The sequence below is a fragment of the Methylobacterium terricola genome (genome assembly GCF_006151805.1).
Lineage (GTDB): Bacteria > Pseudomonadota > Alphaproteobacteria > Rhizobiales > Beijerinckiaceae > Methylobacterium > Methylobacterium terricola.
Map to the genome: position 1 here is coordinate 411198 of NZ_VDDA01000004.1, position 16321 is coordinate 427518.

General features: G+C 67.4%; 10 protein-coding genes and 1 tRNA gene. All 11 read right to left on the reverse strand.

Annotated elements, in window-relative coordinates; translation table 11 throughout:
* Positions 1-382: 382 nt before the first annotated feature.
* Positions 383-4588 (reverse strand): DNA-directed RNA polymerase subunit beta', encoded by a 4206-nt coding sequence (gene rpoC / locus FF100_RS12450; protein WP_139035997.1) that lies wholly within the window; start codon positions 4586-4588, stop codon positions 383-385.
* A gap of 146 nt (positions 4589-4734) precedes the next feature.
* A complete protein-coding gene (gene rpoB, locus FF100_RS12455; RefSeq protein ID WP_139035998.1) occupies positions 4735-8859 on the reverse strand; it encodes a DNA-directed RNA polymerase subunit beta in 4125 nt (1374 codons plus the stop codon).
* A gap of 271 nt (positions 8860-9130) precedes the next feature.
* Positions 9131-9502 carry a 50S ribosomal protein L7/L12 gene (gene rplL / locus FF100_RS12460; protein WP_139035999.1) on the reverse strand — a complete coding sequence of 124 codons (372 nt, stop codon included), beginning with the start codon at positions 9500-9502 and terminating at the stop codon, positions 9131-9133.
* A 51-nt stretch (positions 9503-9553) separates the two neighbouring features.
* Entirely contained in the window at positions 9554-10087 is a 534-nt protein-coding gene (rplJ, locus tag FF100_RS12465) for a 50S ribosomal protein L10 (RefSeq protein ID WP_139036000.1), read from the reverse strand.
* A gap of 522 nt (positions 10088-10609) precedes the next feature.
* On the reverse strand, positions 10610-12223 hold the full coding sequence (locus FF100_RS12470; protein WP_139036001.1) for a B12-binding domain-containing radical SAM protein: 1614 nt from the start codon (positions 12221-12223) through the stop codon (positions 10610-10612).
* 197 nt (positions 12224-12420) lie between these two features.
* Complete coding sequence (gene rplA, locus FF100_RS12475) at positions 12421-13128, reverse strand: 50S ribosomal protein L1 (protein ID WP_139036002.1); 708 nt, start codon at positions 13126-13128, stop codon at positions 12421-12423.
* A gap of 12 nt (positions 13129-13140) precedes the next feature.
* Complete coding sequence (rplK, locus tag FF100_RS12480; RefSeq protein ID WP_048430287.1) at positions 13141-13590, reverse strand: 50S ribosomal protein L11; 450 nt, start codon at positions 13588-13590, stop codon at positions 13141-13143.
* Between the two features lie 178 nt (positions 13591-13768).
* Complete coding sequence (gene nusG, locus FF100_RS12485) at positions 13769-14302, reverse strand: transcription termination/antitermination protein NusG (protein ID WP_109960484.1); 534 nt, start codon at positions 14300-14302, stop codon at positions 13769-13771.
* A gap of 70 nt (positions 14303-14372) precedes the next feature.
* On the reverse strand, positions 14373-14681 hold the full coding sequence (gene secE / locus FF100_RS12490) for a preprotein translocase subunit SecE (RefSeq protein WP_139036003.1): 309 nt from the start codon (positions 14679-14681) through the stop codon (positions 14373-14375).
* A gap of 199 nt (positions 14682-14880) precedes the next feature.
* A tRNA-Trp gene (locus FF100_RS12495) sits at positions 14881-14957 on the reverse strand.
* A gap of 392 nt (positions 14958-15349) precedes the next feature.
* On the reverse strand, positions 15350-16321 hold a 972-nt coding region (tuf, locus tag FF100_RS12500; RefSeq protein ID WP_139036193.1), incomplete at its 5' end, for an elongation factor Tu.

The window sequence follows — 16321 nt, forward strand, 5'->3', positions numbered from 1 at the left end:
CGTCTGAACGACCGTCGCCTCCGGAGGAGGCGCAACGCAAATCGCGCCCCAGGCTGAAACCAGCCTTTGGCGCGCCATGCGAGCAGAGGACCACCGGGGGCGAAGCCCCAGCGATCATGCCGGTCTGACACGTGTCAGTCGGTTGAAGTTCGGTCGCGTTTAGGAGACTTGGATCGAGGCACGAAGGGCACGTCGATCAGCTGTCGCCTACGGCCAGCCGTTCAGTAGGAGGGGCTATTACGGGCTCGTCCGCCGGTCGTCAAGCGGAAACTTTCCCTTAAAGCTTGGCTGCTTACGCGAAAAAGCCGGCGCCCCGCGAGGGTGCGCCGGCCTGGATTTCGCGACCGGCAGGAGGCTCGCCCCCGCCGGAACCTCCCCTGCCCTACTCGGCGGCGGGGAGCTGCTCGGCGACGGCCGCGCCGCTCTCGGCCGACTTCTGGGCCATGATCAGGCCGTCGCGGCGACGCGCGATCGACTTGATGTCGGAGATCATCGCGCCGGTGCCCGCCGGGATCAGCGAGCCGACGATGACGTTCTCCTTCAGGCCCTCGAGGTTGTCGACCTTGCCGTTGACCGCCGCCTCGGTGAGGACGCGGGTGGTCTCCTGGAACGAGGCCGCCGAGATGAACGAGCGGGTCTGCAGCGAGGCCTTGGTGATGCCGAGCAGGACGGGAACGCCCTGGACCGGCTTCTTGCCCTCGGCGAGCAGCTGCTCGTTGATCTCAGCCAGCTCCATCCGGTCGATCTGGTCGCCGGTCAGGATCTCGGAATCGCCGCCGTCGGTGATCTCCACCTTCTGCAGCATCTGCCGGACGATGACCTCGATGTGCTTGTCGTTGATCGACACGCCCTGCAGCCGGTAGACCTCCTGGATCTCGTTGACGAGGTAGGCGGCGAGCTCCTCCACCCCCTTGATCGCCAGGATGTCGTGCGGCGCCGGGTTGCCGTCGACGATGAAGTCGCCGAGCTCGACCACGTCGCCGTCCTGCAGGTGGATGTGCTTGCCCTTCGGGATCAGGTACTCGACCGGCTCCGAGCCGTCATGCGGGGTCAGGCTCAGGCGGCGCTTGTTCTTGTAGTCGCGCCCGAACGAGATCGTGCCGGATTTCTCGGCGATGATCGCCGCGTCCTTCGGCCGGCGTGCCTCGAACAGCTCGGCCACCCGCGGCAGACCGCCGGTGATGTCGCGGGTCTTGGCGCTCTCGGTCGAGACGCGGGCGAGGATGTCGCCGGCCTTGACCCGGGTGCCCGGATCGACGCCGATGATCGCCTCGACCGGCAGGATCGAGCGCGCATCCGAGCCGCGCGGCAGCTTCTGCACCCGGCCGTTCTGGTCGTGGACCGCGATCGCCGGACGCAGGTCCGCCGTCCGCGCCGAGCCGCGCCAGTCGATGACGACGCGCTTGGCGATGCCGGTCGACTCGTCGGTCGTCTCGGTGATCGACTGGCCGTCGATCAGGTCCTCGTAGGCCACGATGCCGTCGATCTCGGTCAGGATCGGCCGGGTGTAGGGATCCCACTCGGCGATGCGCTGGCCGCGCTTGATCGCGTCACCCTCGTCGACCCGGACGCGGGCGCCGTACTGCAGGCGGTGGACCGCCCGCTCGGTGCCGTCTGGCCCGACGATCACCACCGCCACGTTGCGGCCAGTGGCGATCAGGTCGCCGTCCGAGTTGCGGGCCAGACCGCGGTTGCGGATCCGGACCGTGCCCTCGAAGCTCGACTCGATGAAGGACGAGTCGGCGATCTGCGCCGCGCCGCCGATGTGGAAGGTGCGCATCGTGAGCTGGGTGCCCGGCTCGCCGATCGACTGCGCCGCGATGACGCCGACGGCCTCGCCCATGTTGACGGGCGTGCCGCGGGCGAGGTCGCGCCCGTAGCAAGTGGCGCAGACGCCGTTCCGGGTCGCGCAGACCAGGACCGAGCGGATCTTCACCTCCTGGATGCCGGCCTTGGTGATCGGCTCGAGGTGCTTCTCCTCGATCGTCTCACCCTTGGCGACGATGATCGAGCCGTCGTTGGCGACCAGGTCCTCGGCCGTGGCGCGGCCGAGGATGCGGGTCGCCAGCGAGGCCACGACCTGGCCGGCATCGATGATCGCGCGCATCCGGATGCCGCTCTCGGTGCCGCAATCCACCTCGCGGATCACCGCGTCCTGCGCCACGTCGACGAGGCGGCGGGTCAGGTAACCGGAGTTCGCGGTCTTCAGCGCGGTATCGGCGAGGCCCTTACGGGCACCGTGGGTCGAGTTGAAGTACTCGAGAACGTCCAGGCCTTCCTTGAAGTTCGAGATGATCGGGGTCTCGATGATCTCGCCCGAGGGCTTGGCCATCAGACCGCGCATCGCCGCGAGCTGCTTCATCTGCGCCGGCGAGCCACGGGCGCCCGAGTGGCTCATCATGTAGATCGAGTTGACCTGCTTGTCGGCGCCGTGCTCGTCCTTCTGCACGGACGAGATGCGGTTCATCATCTCGCCGGCGAGACGGTCGGAGCACTTGGCCCAGGCGTCCACGACCTTGTTGTACTTCTCGCCCTGGGTGATCAGGCCGTCCTGGTACTGCTGCTCGTAATCCTTCACGAGCGTGCGGGTCTCGTCGACGATCGACCACTTGTTGTCCGGCACCACCATGTCGTCCTTGCCGAACGAGATGCCGGCGCGGAAGGCGTGGATGAAGCCGAGACCCATGATGCGGTCGCAGAAGATCACCGACTCCTTCTGACCGCAATGGCGGTAGACGGTGTCGATCATCGCCGAGATCTCCTTCTTCGTCATCAGCTTGTTGACGACGTCGAAGGGGACGCGCTTGTGGCGCGGCAGCACGCTCGACAGGATCACGCGGCCCGGCGTGGTGTCGTAGATCCGCGAGACCTCGTTGCCCTCGGAATCGAGACCCTTCCAGCGCCACTTGATCTTGGTGTGCAGGGTGACGGTGCGGGCCGCGAGCGCGTGCTCGAGCTCACCGAAATTGCCGAACACGCCCTTCATCGGGTTCTTCGGATCGTTCGGCTTGTGCTCGCCCGGCGAACCGTCGGCGACTATCGACAGGTAGTACAGCCCGAGCACGATGTCCTGCGACGGCACGATGATCGGCGCGCCGTTGGCCGGGTGCAGGATGTTGTTCGTCGACATCATCAGGACGCGCGCTTCCAACTGCGCTTCCAGCGACAGCGGGACGTGCACGGCCATCTGGTCGCCGTCGAAGTCGGCGTTGAACGCGGCGCAGACCAGCGGGTGCAGCTGGATCGCCTTGCCCTCGATCAGCTTCGGCTCGAAGGCCTGGATGCCCAGCCGGTGCAGCGTCGGCGCCCGGTTGAGCATCACCGGATGCTCGCGGATCACCTCGTCCAGGATGTCCCAGACCTCCGGCTTCTCCTTCTCGACGAGCTTCTTGGCCTGCTTCACCGTGGCCGAGAAGCCCTTGGCGTCGAGGCGCGCGTAGATGAACGGCTTGAACAGCTCGAGCGCCATCTTCTTCGGCAGCCCGCACTGGTGCAGCTTCAGCTCCGGGCCGACGACGATGACCGAGCGGCCGGAATAGTCGACGCGCTTGCCGAGCAGGTTCTGGCGGAACCGGCCCTGCTTGCCCTTCAGCATGTCGGCGAGCGACTTCAGCGGACGCTTGTTGGCGCCCGTGATGACGCGGCCGCGGCGGCCGTTGTCGAACAGGGCGTCGACGGCCTCCTGCAGCATCCGCTTCTCGTTGCGGATGATGATGTCCGGCGCGCGCAGCTCGATCAGCCGCTTGAGGCGGTTGTTGCGGTTGATGACGCGGCGGTAGAGGTCGTTGAGATCCGAGGTCGCGAAGCGGCCGCCGTCGAGCGGGACCAGCGGACGCAGGTCCGGCGGGATCACCGGCACGACGGTCAGGATCATCCACTCGGGCCGGTTGCCCGACATCTGGAACGCCTCGATGATCTTGAGGCGCTTGAGCAGCTTCTTGGGCTTCAGCTCGGAGGTGGTAGTGGCGATCTCCTCGCGCAGGTCGGCCGCGATCTTGTCGAGGTCGAGCTCCTGCAGGATGCGCCGGATCGCCTCCGCGCCGATCATGGCGGTGAAGCTGTCCTCGCCGTACTCCTCCTGCGCGCGCAGGTACTCCTCCTCCGAGAGGAGCTGACGCTCCTTCAGGGGGGTGAGGCCCGGCTCGATGGTGACGTACGACTCGAAGTACAGGATGCGCTCAAGATCCTTGAGCGCCATGTCGAGCAGCAGGCCGATGCGGCTCGGCAGCGACTTCAGGAACCAGATATGGGCGACGGGCGCCGCGAGCTCGATATGGCCCATGCGGTCGCGGCGGACGCGCGCGAGGGTGACCTCGACGCCGCACTTCTCGCAGATCACGCCCTTGTACTTCATGCGCTTGTACTTGCCGCACAAGCACTCGTAGTCCTTGATCGGTCCGAAGATCCGCGCGCAGAACAGGCCGTCACGCTCGGGCTTGAACGTACGGTAGTTGATGGTCTCGGGCTTCTTGATCTCGCCGTAGGACCAGGACAGGATCTTCTCAGGCGACGAGATCGAGATCTTGATCTGGTCGAAGCTCTGAGGCTGAGCCTGCTGGTTGAAAAGATTCATGACCTCTTGGTTCATGATCTGCTCCTTGGCTGACGGGGCGCCGCGAAGGACCGGGCGAAGGGCCAATCAATCGGGCCGCCGTCTGAGGGAAACGGGTTCGAGCGGCCGGGGCCCCCTTGCGAGGGCCCCGCCGCTGTCGTGCGAAGCGTCGAGGAAGGGCCTTATTCGGCCGCCTCCGGGGGCGCCTCGAGCTGGTCGTTGGCAGCGCGCTTGGAGGACAAGAGCTCGACGTTGAGGCCGAGCGACCGCATCTCCTTCACCAGCACGTTGAAGCTCTCCGGGATGCCCGCCTCGAAGGTATCGTCGCCGCGCACGATGGCCTCGTAGACCTTGGTGCGGCCGGCGACGTCGTCGGACTTCACCGTCAGCATCTCCTGCAGCGTGTAGGCGGCGCCGTAGGCCTCGAGGGCCCACACCTCCATCTCGCCGAAGCGCTGGCCGCCGAACTGCGCCTTGCCGCCCAGCGGCTGCTGGGTGACGAGCGAGTACGGACCGATCGAGCGCGCGTGGATCTTGTCGTCCACCAGGTGGTGCAGCTTCAGCATGTAGATGTAGCCGACCGTGACCTTGCGGTCGAAGGGCTCGCCGGTGCGCCCGTCGTAGAGCGTCGACTGGCCCGAGCGGTCGAGGCCCGCCATCTCCAGCATCGTCTCGATGTCGGCTTCCTTGGCGCCGTTGAACACCGGGGTGGCCATCGGGACGCCGCGGCGCAGGTTGTTGCCGACCTCGGCGAGATCCTGGTCGGTCAGGCCGGCCAGCTCGGTCTCGCTGTAGATCGCCTTCATCCGCTCGCGCAGGGGCTCGATGTCGTGGGTGCGCAGGTACGCGTCCACGGCCTGCGAGACCTGCCGACCCAAGCCCGCGGCGGCCCAGCCCAGATGCGTCTCGAGGATCTGGCCGACATTCATCCGGCTCGGCACGCCGAGCGGGTTGAGCACGATGTCGGCGTGGGTGCCGTCCTCCAGGAACGGCATGTCCTCGATCGGGACGATGCGCGACACGACACCCTTGTTGCCGTGGCGGCCCGCCATCTTGTCGCCGGGCTGGATCTTGCGCTTCACCGCCACGAAGACCTTGACCATCTTCATGACGCCCGGGGGCAGCTCGTCGCCGCGCTGCAGCTTCTCGACCTTGTCGAGGAAGCGCTGCTCGAGGCGCTTCTTCGACTCGTCGTACTGCTTCTGCATCGCCTCCATCTCGGTCATGAGACGGTCTTCGACGACGGCAAACTGCCACCACTGCGAGCGGGGGTAATCCGCCAGCAGCTCACGGGTGAGCGTGGTCTCCTTCTTGAAGCCCTTCGGGCCGGCCACCGGCGACTGGCCGACCAGAAGGTCGCCCAGACGCGCATAGGTGTTGCGGTCGAGGATCGCCTGCTCGTCGTCGCGGTCCTTGGCGAGACGCTCGATCTCCTCGCGCTCGATCGCCTGGGCACGCTCGTCCTTGTCGACGCCGTGGCGGTTGAACACCCGGACCTCGACGATCGTGCCGGTGACGCCCGGCGGCACCCGCAGCGAGGTGTCGCGGACGTCCGAGGCCTTCTCGCCGAAGATGGCGCGGAGCAGCTTCTCCTCCGGCGTCATCGGGCTCTCGCCCTTCGGGGTGATCTTGCCGACCAGGATGTCGCCCGCGTGGACCTCGGCGCCGATATAGACGATGCCGGCCTCGTCGAGGTTCTTGAGCGCCTCCTCCGAGACGTTCGGGATGTCGCGGGTGATCTCCTCCGGCCCGAGCTTGGTGTCGCGGGCCATCACCTCGAATTCCTCGATGTGAATCGAGGTGAACACGTCATCCTTCACGATCCGCTCGGAGAGCAGGATCGAGTCCTCGAAGTTGTAGCCGTTCCACGGCATGAACGCGACGAGCACGTTGCGGCCGAGCGCGAGCTCGCCGAACTCGGTCGAGGGACCGTCGGCGATGATGTCGCCCTTCTTCACCACGTCGCCGACGCGCACGAGCGGCTTCTGGGTGATGCAGGTCGACTGGTTCGAGCGCTGGAACTTCTGCAGACGGTAGATGTCGACGCCGGGCTTCGAGGCGTCGGCCTCGTCGGTGGCGCGGATGACGATACGGGTCGCGTCGACCTGATCGATGACGCCGGCGCGCCGGGCGCCGATGGCGGCACCCGAATCGCGGGCGACCACCGCTTCCATGCCGGTGCCGACGAAGGGCGCGTCGGCGCGGACCAGCGGCACCGCCTGGCGCTGCATGTTCGAGCCCATCAGCGCGCGGTTGGCGTCGTCGTTCTCGAGGAACGGGATCAGCGCCGCGGCGACCGACACGAGCTGCTTCGGCGACACGTCCATCAGGTCGACCCGCTCGGGGCCGACGACGATCACCTCGCCCGCCCGCCGGCAGACCACCAGGTCCTCCGTGAGCTTGCGGTTCTCGTCCATCATGGCGTTGGCCTGGGCGACGTGATACTTCGCCTCCTCCATCGCCGACAGGTAGGCGACCTCGTCGGTGACCACGCCGTCGCGGACGCGGCGGAACGGGGTCTCGATGAAGCCGTACTTGTTCACCCGGGCGAAGGTGGCGAGCGAGTTGATCAGGCCGATGTTCGGGCCTTCCGGCGTCTCGATCGGGCAGATCCGGCCGTAATGGGTCGGGTGAACGTCGCGCACCTCGAAGCCGGCGCGCTCGCGGGTCAGACCGCCCGGGCCGAGCGCCGACAGGCGGCGCTTGTGCGTCACCTCGGAGAGCGGGTTGGTCTGGTCCATGAACTGCGACAGCTGCGACGAGCCGAAGAACTCGCGCACCGCGGCCGCCGCGGGCTTCGCGTTGATCAGGTCCTGCGGCATCACGGTGTCGATGTCGACGGACGACATCCGCTCCTTGATGGCGCGCTCCATACGCAGGAGGCCCAGACGGTACTGGTTCTCCATCAGCTCGCCGACCGAGCGCACCCGGCGGTTGCCGAGGTGGTCGATGTCGTCGATCTCGCCCTTGCCGTCGCGCAGGTCCACCAGCGCCTTGACGACCGCCAGCATGTCCTCGCGCCGCAGCGTCCGCACGGTGTCGGCCGCGTCGAGGTCGAGGCGCATGTTCATCTTCACGCGGCCGACGGCCGAGAGGTCGTAGCGCTCCGCGTCGAAGAACAGCGAATGGAACATCGCCTCGGCGGTGTCGAGCGTCGGCGGCTCGCCCGGGCGCATCACCCGGTAGATGTCGAACAGCGCCCCCTCGCGGGCCGAGTTCTTGTCGACCGCCAGCGTGTTGCGGATGTACGGGCCGATGTTGACGTGGTCGATGTCGAGGACCGGGATCTCCTCGATGCCGACGTCGGTCAGGCCCTTGAGGACCTTCTCGCTGATCTCGTCGCCGGCCTCGGCGTAGATCTCGCCGGTCTTGTAGTTGACCATGTCCTCGGCGATGTACTGGCCGATCAGGTCCTCGTCGGTGGCGCGCAGGGCCTTCACGCCCTTCTCGGCGATCTGGCGGGCGGCACGCGCCGTCAGCTTCTTGCCGGCCTCCAGCACCACCTCGCCCGAATCGGCGTCGATGAGGTCGGTCGTCGCCTTGAAGCCCTTCAGCCGCTCCGCGTCGTAGGGGACGCGCCAGTCGTGCCCGTCACGCGAGTACGTGACGCGGTTGTAGAAGGTCGACAGGATCTCCTCGCCGTCGAGGCCGAGCGCGAAGAGCAGCGAGGTGACCGGGATCTTGCGCTTGCGGTCGATGCGCGCGTGCACGATGTCCTTGGCGTCGAACTCGACGTCGAGCCAGGAGCCGCGATACGGGATGATGCGCGCCGCGAACAGGAGCTTGCCCGAGGAGTGGGTCTTGCCCTTGTCGTGGTCGAAGAACACGCCCGGCGAGCGGTGCATCTGCGAGACGATGACGCGCTCGGTGCCGTTGACGATGAAGGTGCCGTTCTCCGTCATCAGGGGCATGTCGCCCATGTAGACGTCCTGCTCCTTGATGTCCTTGACCGACTTGGCGCCGGTATCCGGGTCGACATCGAACACGATCAGCCGCAGGGTCACCTTCAGCGGAGCCGCGAAGGTGATGCCGCGCTGGCGGCACTCGTCGACGTCGTACTTCGGATTCTCGAACGTGTACTTGACGAACTCGAGGAGCGCGGTCGAGGAGAAGTCGGAGATCGGGAAAACGGACTTGAAGACCGATTGCAGGCCCTCGTCGGCGCGCCCGCCCTCGGGCTCGTCCACCATCAGGAACTGGTCGTATGACGCCTTCTGGACCTCGATGAGGTTCGGCATCTCGGCGACTTCCCGAATCTTGCCGAAGAACTTGCGAATGCGCTTGCGACCGACCAGCGTGTTGGCCATGGGTTGACCTCGCTCCTCATCCACCGCTTATACGGCCCCGGTGGGACGCTGACCGAATCGGGTCCGCATCGACCTGCCGTGACCGTGCGGACCGCCCGTGCACCGGCCGCCCGCAAACCTCGAACACATATGGGGATCCGTGCCCTGGATCCCGAGGGGGTGCGCCGAAGCGACCATAGCCCGCGGGCGCGAGGCCCGCGGGCTGGTGGCCCCGGACTGGCCGCGAGGCCTGGTCCGGGACGTGAGGCGGGCCGGGAGGCCCGCCACCGCCTTACTTGAGCTCGACCTTGGCGCCGGCCTTCTCGAGCTGGGCCTTGAGCTTGGCGGCGTCGTCCTTGGACACGCCCTCCTTGACCGGCTTCGGAGCGCCCTCGACCAGGTCCTTGGCCTCCTTGAGGCCGAGGCCGGTGATCGCGCGGACCTCCTTGATGACCTCGATCTTCTTGTCGCCGGCGGCGGCGAGCACGACCGTGAACTCGGTCTGCTCCTCGACGGGGGCGGCAGCGGCGGCCGGGCCGGCGGCGACGGCGACGGCGGCAGCCGCCGAGACGCCCCACTTCTCCTCGAGCATCTTCGCGAGCTCGGCGGCCTCGAGAACGGTCAGCGAGGACAGGTCGTCGACGAGCTTGGCAAGATCAGCCATTTTTCACTTCCTGATGTTGTCGGTTTGAACGGTTTGGTCTCGAACAGCCCGTTAGGCCGCTTCGTCGGTCTGGGCGTCGCCGGTCTTGGCATAGGCCCCGAACACGCGCGCGAGCTTGGCGGCCGGCGCGTTGACGACCTGAGCGATCTTGGTCGCGGGAGCCTGGACCAGGCCCACGATCTTGGCGCGCAGTTCGTCGAGGGACGGCAGCGAGGCCAGGGCCTTCACGCCGTCCACGTTCAGGGCGGTCGTCCCCATGGCTCCGCCGAGGATGACCAGCTTCTCGTTGGCCTTGGCGAAGTCCACCGCCACCTTGGCGGCCGCGACCGGATCGCTCGAATAGGCGAGCAGGGTCGGGCCCTTCAGGAGGGGCTGGATGGAGGCGACGTCCGTGCCTTCGAGAGCGATGTTGGCGAGGCGGTTCTTGGCGACCTTCACGGTGGCGCCGGCCTGCTTCATCTGCGAGCGCAGCTTCTGCATGTCGGCGACCGTGAGGCCCTTGTAGTGGGCCACGACGACGACGGAGGTGTTCGCGAACACCCCGTTGAGCGTCGAGACGAGATCAGCTTTTGCTGCTCTGTCCACCTTGGCTCTCTCCGGTTGGCGGAACCCGGGTGGGCCCCGCCGGTTGCAAATGCCGCCCAGGATGAGCCGGGGCCTTACGAGAAGACCGCGACGTCCTGAACGACGCTTCACGGCCCTGCCCCCGATGCCAAGGACCTGACGGCCCCTCGCCTCGGGCGAGATGGTTCAAACCGACGCCCCGCGGGCCCAGGAAGGCCTGGGGGCGGTGAAACTCGGTCTTCCCCGTCTGTGCAGGCTGGGGGATTAAGCCGGCTGGCGCCGACGCCTGCAGTCTCGGACAGGACATGGCCGGACGGGGCACGAGGGGCTTCCCCCTGAACCCTTCCGGCCACTTCGGTCACCCGGTCGCCCGGGGACCTCTCTCAAGGACCGGCCGGTCGGCCGAATCCTTTCGATCTCGGAAACGTGGAGCCGGGTCTATAGCGGCGTGCAAGCAGCCTGCCAAGGGCCCCGACACGGGAAATGTCGCCCGCGACGAGGAAATTCGGTCGCAGGCACCGATTTCCCGTCAGTGCTTCCCACTCACGCCGCCTGCCGGGCCCCTGCCCTCGCGGCGGCCTCCGCCTTGGCCTTGTCCTGCGCCGCATAGAACGAGGCGTTGTGCTCGCCGCGCAGGGCCTCGCGGGTGAAGCGGATCAGGTGATGGGCGACGAAGCCCATGTTGAACACCGCCTCGATCTGCCCGCGCTTGAGGGCGTAGCCGGCGGCGCGCCAGAACGGACGGCGGTAATCGGAGAGCAGGCCGACCCGGGTGATGATGTTGAAGCCCAGGATCAGGCCGCGGCGCAGGTTGGTCAGCGTCAGCTTGCCGGCGGTCGGAGTGGTGATCCGGTTCGGGTAAGTGACGTCGCATTGGCGCTTGAAGCGCTCGAACAGCTGCTCGGGCGAGTAGGCGTGCGCGATGGCCCGGCGCCACGAGCCGACGACGTCGTCGTGCGGGCGCTTGAACAGCACGTTCGACTCGAGACTGGCATCGTGGACGAGCCGACCCTCCCGTTCGAGACGGTCCCAGAGCGGGGTCTTGGGCAGGGCCTGGAGCAGGTTGATGGTGAGGACCGGGATCGCCGACCGGTCGATGAAGTCGATCAGGTTCTGCTCGGACTTGTCGGTGTCGGTGTCGAGGCCCAGGATGATGCCAGAGGTCACCTCGAGCCCGTAGGAGTTCAGGGTCTCGATCGCCTCGTACATCGGCACGGCCGCGTTGTGGGTCTTGTCGATGCCCTTCAGCGCGTCCGCCTCCGGCGTCTCGATGCCGACGAACACCGTCATGAAGTTGGCCTGGCGCATCAGCTCGAGGATCTCGGGCTGCTTGGCCATGTTCAGCGTCGCCTCGCAGGCGAACTGGAGCGGGTAGTTGTTCCGCTTCTGCCACTCCACGAGGTGGGGCAGCATCTCGCGGGTCGCCTTGCGGTTGCCGATGAAGTTGTCGTCCACGAAGTAGACCACCGCCGGGTGCCCCGGCTGCGCCACGATGGCGTCGAGCTCGGCGCAGAGCTGCTCGGGGGTCTTGAGCCGCGGCTGGCGGCCGTAGAGCTGCGGGATGTCGCAGAACTCGCAGCGATACGGACAGCCGGAGGAGAATTGCAGCGAGCCGATCAGGTAGCGCTTGAGCGGCACCCGCTCGTAGGCCGGGGCCGGGAACTCGGACAGGCCGAGACGGTCCTTGGTCTCGAACCGCTCCGGCTCGTGCGGCACCGCCACGGTCTCGTCGAGGCGCCGGATCAGCGCGTCGGTGGCATCGCCGATCTCGCCGATGTGGAGATAGTCGAAATCCGGGTACTTCTCCGGCGCGCCGGAGACCGAGGGGCCGCCGAGCGCCGCGACCTTGCCGGCGGCATGGGCGCGCCGGCCGATCTCGTGGATCTGGCCCTCCTGGATGTGCATGCCCGACACGAACACCGCGTCGGCCCAGGTGAAGTCCTCGGGCGTCGCCCGAGCGATGTTCTCGTCGATGAAACGCACCTCCCATGCCTCCGGCATGTAGGCGGCGATCACCAGGAGCCCCTGCGGCGGCATGAAGGCCTTGACGCCGCCCATCAGCGGATAGGCGTGCGAGAAGGTGCCGAACGAGGGCGTGTAAGCGGGGAAGACGCAGAGGATGCGTCGCGAGGAGGAGACCGGGACGGTGCTGCGCATGGCACCGTATGTAGCACAGCGGCGCCGGATGACTGCCCCTCGGGAGAGGTTTTCGCCGCGGCGCGGCCCCGTGCGGAGTGCCGAGATGCCGCAGCGTCAGACCCTGGCCCGCGACGCTCGCAGTTTCCGGACAGCGAAACGCCCGGTCCGTTGCCGGACCGGGCGCCTCAGATCAGTGTCGCCTCAGTCGCGTCGGCTCAGGCGCCGGCGGCGACCAGCACGCTCGAGGGATCGACCTTCACGCCCGGGCCCATCGTCGAGGAGACGGCGATGCGCTGGATGTAGGTGCCCTTGGCGCCGGCCGGACGCGCCTTGGCGACCGCGTCGGCGAAGGCGCGGATGTTCTCGACGATCTTCTGCTCGTCGAACGAGACCTTGCCGATGCCGGCGTGGACGATGCCCGCCTTCTCGACGCGGAACTCGACCGAACCGCCCTTGGCGCCGGCGACGGCGCCCTTCACGTCCATGGTGACGGTGCCGACCTTCGGGTTCGGCATCAGGCCGCGCGGGCCCAGCACCTTACCGAGGCGGCCGACCAGCGGCATCATGTCCGGGGTGGCGATGCAGCGATCGAAGTCGATCGTGCCGCCCTGGATCGTCTCGAGCAGGTCCTCGGCGCCGACGATGTCGGCACCGGCGGCGCGGGCCTCGTCGGCCTTCGGGCCGCGGGCGAACACCGCCACCCGCACGGTCCGGCCGGAGCCGTTCGGCAGGTTGCAGACGCCGCGGACCATCTGGTCGGCGTGGCGGGGGTCGACGCCGAGATTCATCGAGACCTCGAAGGTCTCGTCGAACTTGGCGGTGGCCCGCTCCTTGATCAGCTTCACCGCATCGGCGAGCGGATAGAGCTTGGTGACCTCGATGCCCTCGCGGGCGGAGCGGATGCGCTTGCCTGTCTGTGCCATGTCGCCCTCCCCTTACGCGGTGATCTCGAGGCCCATGGCGCGGGCGGAGCCGCGGATCATGGCGACGGCGGAATCGACCGAATCACAGTTCAGGTCGGGCATCTTCTTCTCGGCGATCTCGCGGATCTGCGCCTCGGAGACCTTGCCGGCGGGCGCGCCCTTGCCGGGGGTCTTCGAGCCGGAGGCCGGCTTCTTGCCGATCTTCAGGCCAGCGGCCTTCTTCAGGAAGAAGGAGACCGGGGGCTGCTTCATCTCGAAGGTGAAGGAGCGGTCCTGATACGCGGTGATGATCACCGGGATCGGGGTGCCCTTCTCGATCTGCGCGGTCTTCGCGTTGAAGGCCTTGCAGAATTCCATGATGTTGAGGCCGCGCTGACCGAGCGCGGGACCGATCGGCGGCGACGGGTTGGCGGCGCCGGCCGGGACCTGAAGCTTCACGTAGCCCGTGATCTTCTTCGCCATGGGACTGCTCCCAGAATAGCCCTATCGACTGAGGGCGGTTGCAGGTCGCGGTGCGGCCCGGACTCCCGGAGGCGTTCCCGGGCGGGCCTTCCGCGGGTGAGGGGCGGCTTTTTCGGGAGCCGCGACGAGGCACGCTGACCGCGCCCCATGCGACTCCGAAGCAATCCGCCGGGTACGATCAGAGCTTCTCGACCTGACCGTATTCGAGCTCGACCGGGGTCGCCCGGCCGAAGATGGAGACCGCCACCTTGAGGCGGGAGCGGCTCTCGTCGACTTCCTCGACGATGCCGTTGAACGAGGCGAAGGGGCCGTCCGCGACGCGGACCTGCTCGCCGACCTCGTAGGAGATCGAGGCCTTCGGGCGGTCGGTGCCTTCCTGGACCTGGCCCTTGATGCGCTCGGCCTCGGCGTCCGGGATCGGCACCGGCTTCGACTTGTCGGCGCCGAGGAAGCCCGTGACCTTCGGGGTGTTCTTGATGAGGTGATAGACCTCGTCGGTGAGGTCGCACTTCACCAGCACGTAGCCGGGGAAGAACTTGCGCTCGGCATCGACCTTGCGGCCGCGACGCACCTCCACGACCTTCTCGGTCGGGACCATGACCTCGTCGAACTTCTCGGTCAGGCCGCGCTGGGCCGCCTGGTCCTTGATCGACTGCGCGACCTTGTTCTCGAAGTTCGAGTAGGCGTGGACGATGTACCAGCGCTTCGACACGGCGTTCACTCCAGTCCGGCGCGCGGCCCCGACTCTCGGGCCGGCGGCTGCCGGGTCATCGTTTGTTCGATCAGGCCCCGATGCCCAGCACCAGCGTCACGGCGTAGCGCAGCACCTGGTCGACGACGGTGAAGAACACGCTCGCCACCACCACCATGACGAACACCATCAGGGTGGTGACCAGGGTCTCCTTGCGGGTCGGCCACGTGACCTTCCGGCCCTCGTCGCGCACCTGCTGCAGGAACTCGAACGGGCCGACGCGCTTCTGCGCCGGACGCGGGGGCGGCGTCGGCGTGGAGCCACCGCCGCGGGCCGGCGGCGTGCTGCGGGAGGCGTTGCGCCCGAGGTCCATCTTCTTCGTCGCTTCGTTCGATGCCATGGCTCGGACAACCGATGCGCTCGAAACCAACGGCGGCAGGCAGGCTGAAGGATCTCTCCCGGCCCGCATCGCCGCCTGTTCGATCTGGGATGGGCGCAGCGTCTAGCGCAGTTGCCTGCGCTTGTCGACTGTCCCGGACGGATTGTTGTTCGGAGAGATCTGCCGGTGAGGGCGGAGGCTCCGGTCGGCTCGCGGTCCCTGGCAGGAGTGGAGGGACTCGAACCCCCAACCCCCGGTTTTGGAGACCGGTGCTCTGACCAGTTGAGCTACACTCCTGCAGCGCCGCGGCGCGACCGCTCTGTAGCCGGATCCCCGGGCCGGATGCAAGTGGATTGTAGCGTAAGGCTACAAGAACCCTCCGCGGCCGTCGGCGCCGGTGTGGTCACCCACTCCATCACGGGCATCGCGGGGCGGTGGGGAGACCGGGACGGCGGCCCGCCAACTCCTCGCGGCAGCCTTGGAGCTGTCGCAACATTCACAGCACCTTGATGCGGAGGTGGGGCAATTCCTTGCGGGGGTGCGGTCGGCGTGACCGCTCGCAAACCGCAATGCCACGCGTCGGCGGGCCGAGCAGGCACCGAGACACGAAAAAAGGGCGGGCGCGCGCGGCACCCGCCCCTCTCTCATAGGTCCGGAGCCCGAGCTGGCTCCGGACCAGTCCATCCAACTTACTCGGTGATGGAGGCGACGACGCCGGCGCCGACGGTGCGGCCGCCCTCGCGGATGGCGAAGCGCAGCTTCTCCTCCATCGCCACCGGCACGATCAGCGTCACGTCCATCGTCACGTTGTCGCCCGGCATCACCATCTCGGTGCCCTCGGGCAGCTGGCACACGCCCGTCACGTCCGTCGTCCGGAAGTAGAACTGCGGACGGTAGTTCGTGAAGAACGGCGTGTGGCGACCGCCCTCCTCCTTCGTCAGGATGTACGCCTCGGCCTTGAACTTCGTGTGCGGCTTCACCGAACCCGGCTTGCACACAACCTGGCCACGCTCCACGTCTTCGCGCTTCGTGCCGCGCAGAAGAACGCCGACGTTGTCGCCCGCCTGGCCCTGGTCGAGCAGCTTGCGGAACATCTCGACGCCGGTCACCGTCGTCGTGGTCGTCGCCCGGATCCCGACGATCTCGACCGTCTCACCGACCTTGATGATCCCGCGCTCGACCCGGCCCGTCACCACCGTGCCGCGGCCCGAGATCGAGAACACGTCCTCGATCGGCATCAGGAACGGCAGGTCGATCGGACGCTCTGGCTGCGGGATGTAGGCGTCCACCGTCTTCATCAGCTCGAGGATCGCCTCGTGGCCGATCTTCGGCTCGCGGTTCTCCAGCGCGCACAGCGCCGAGCCCTTGGTGATCGGGATGTCGTCGCCCGGGAAGTCGTACTTCGAGAGGAGCTCGCGCACCTCGAGCTCGACCAGATCCAGAAGCTCCGGATCGTCGACCATGTCGACCTTGTTCATGAACACCACCAGCGCCGGAACGCCGACCTGGCGCGCCAGCAGGATGTGCTCGCGGGTCTGCGGCATCGGGCCGTCGGCCGCCGACACCACCAGGATCGCGCCGTCCATCTGCGCCGCACCCGTGATCATGTTCTTCACGTAGTCGGCGTGCCCGGGGCAGTCGACGTGCGCGTAGTGCCGGTT

What these genes read in the sequence shown, in the direction of transcription:
- rplK (WP_048430287.1), bottom strand. Translation starts at nt 13,590, where the DNA reads ATGGCGAAGAAGATCACGGGCTACGTGAAGCTTCAGGTCCCGGCCGGC.
- rpoC (WP_139035997.1), bottom strand. Translation starts at nt 4,588, where the DNA reads ATGAACCAAGAGGTCATGAATCTTTTCAACCAGCAGGCTCAGCCTCAG.
- FF100_RS12470 (WP_139036001.1), bottom strand. Translation starts at nt 12,223, where the DNA reads ATGCGCAGCACCGTCCCGGTCTCCTCCTCGCGACGCATCCTCTGCGTC.
- rplL (WP_139035999.1), bottom strand. Translation starts at nt 9,502, where the DNA reads ATGGCTGATCTTGCCAAGCTCGTCGACGACCTGTCCTCGCTGACCGTT.
- rplA (WP_139036002.1), bottom strand. Translation starts at nt 13,128, where the DNA reads ATGGCACAGACAGGCAAGCGCATCCGCTCCGCCCGCGAGGGCATCGAG.
- rpoB (WP_139035998.1), bottom strand. Translation starts at nt 8,859, where the DNA reads ATGGCCAACACGCTGGTCGGTCGCAAGCGCATTCGCAAGTTCTTCGGC.
- secE (WP_139036003.1), bottom strand. Translation starts at nt 14,681, where the DNA reads ATGGCATCGAACGAAGCGACGAAGAAGATGGACCTCGGGCGCAACGCC.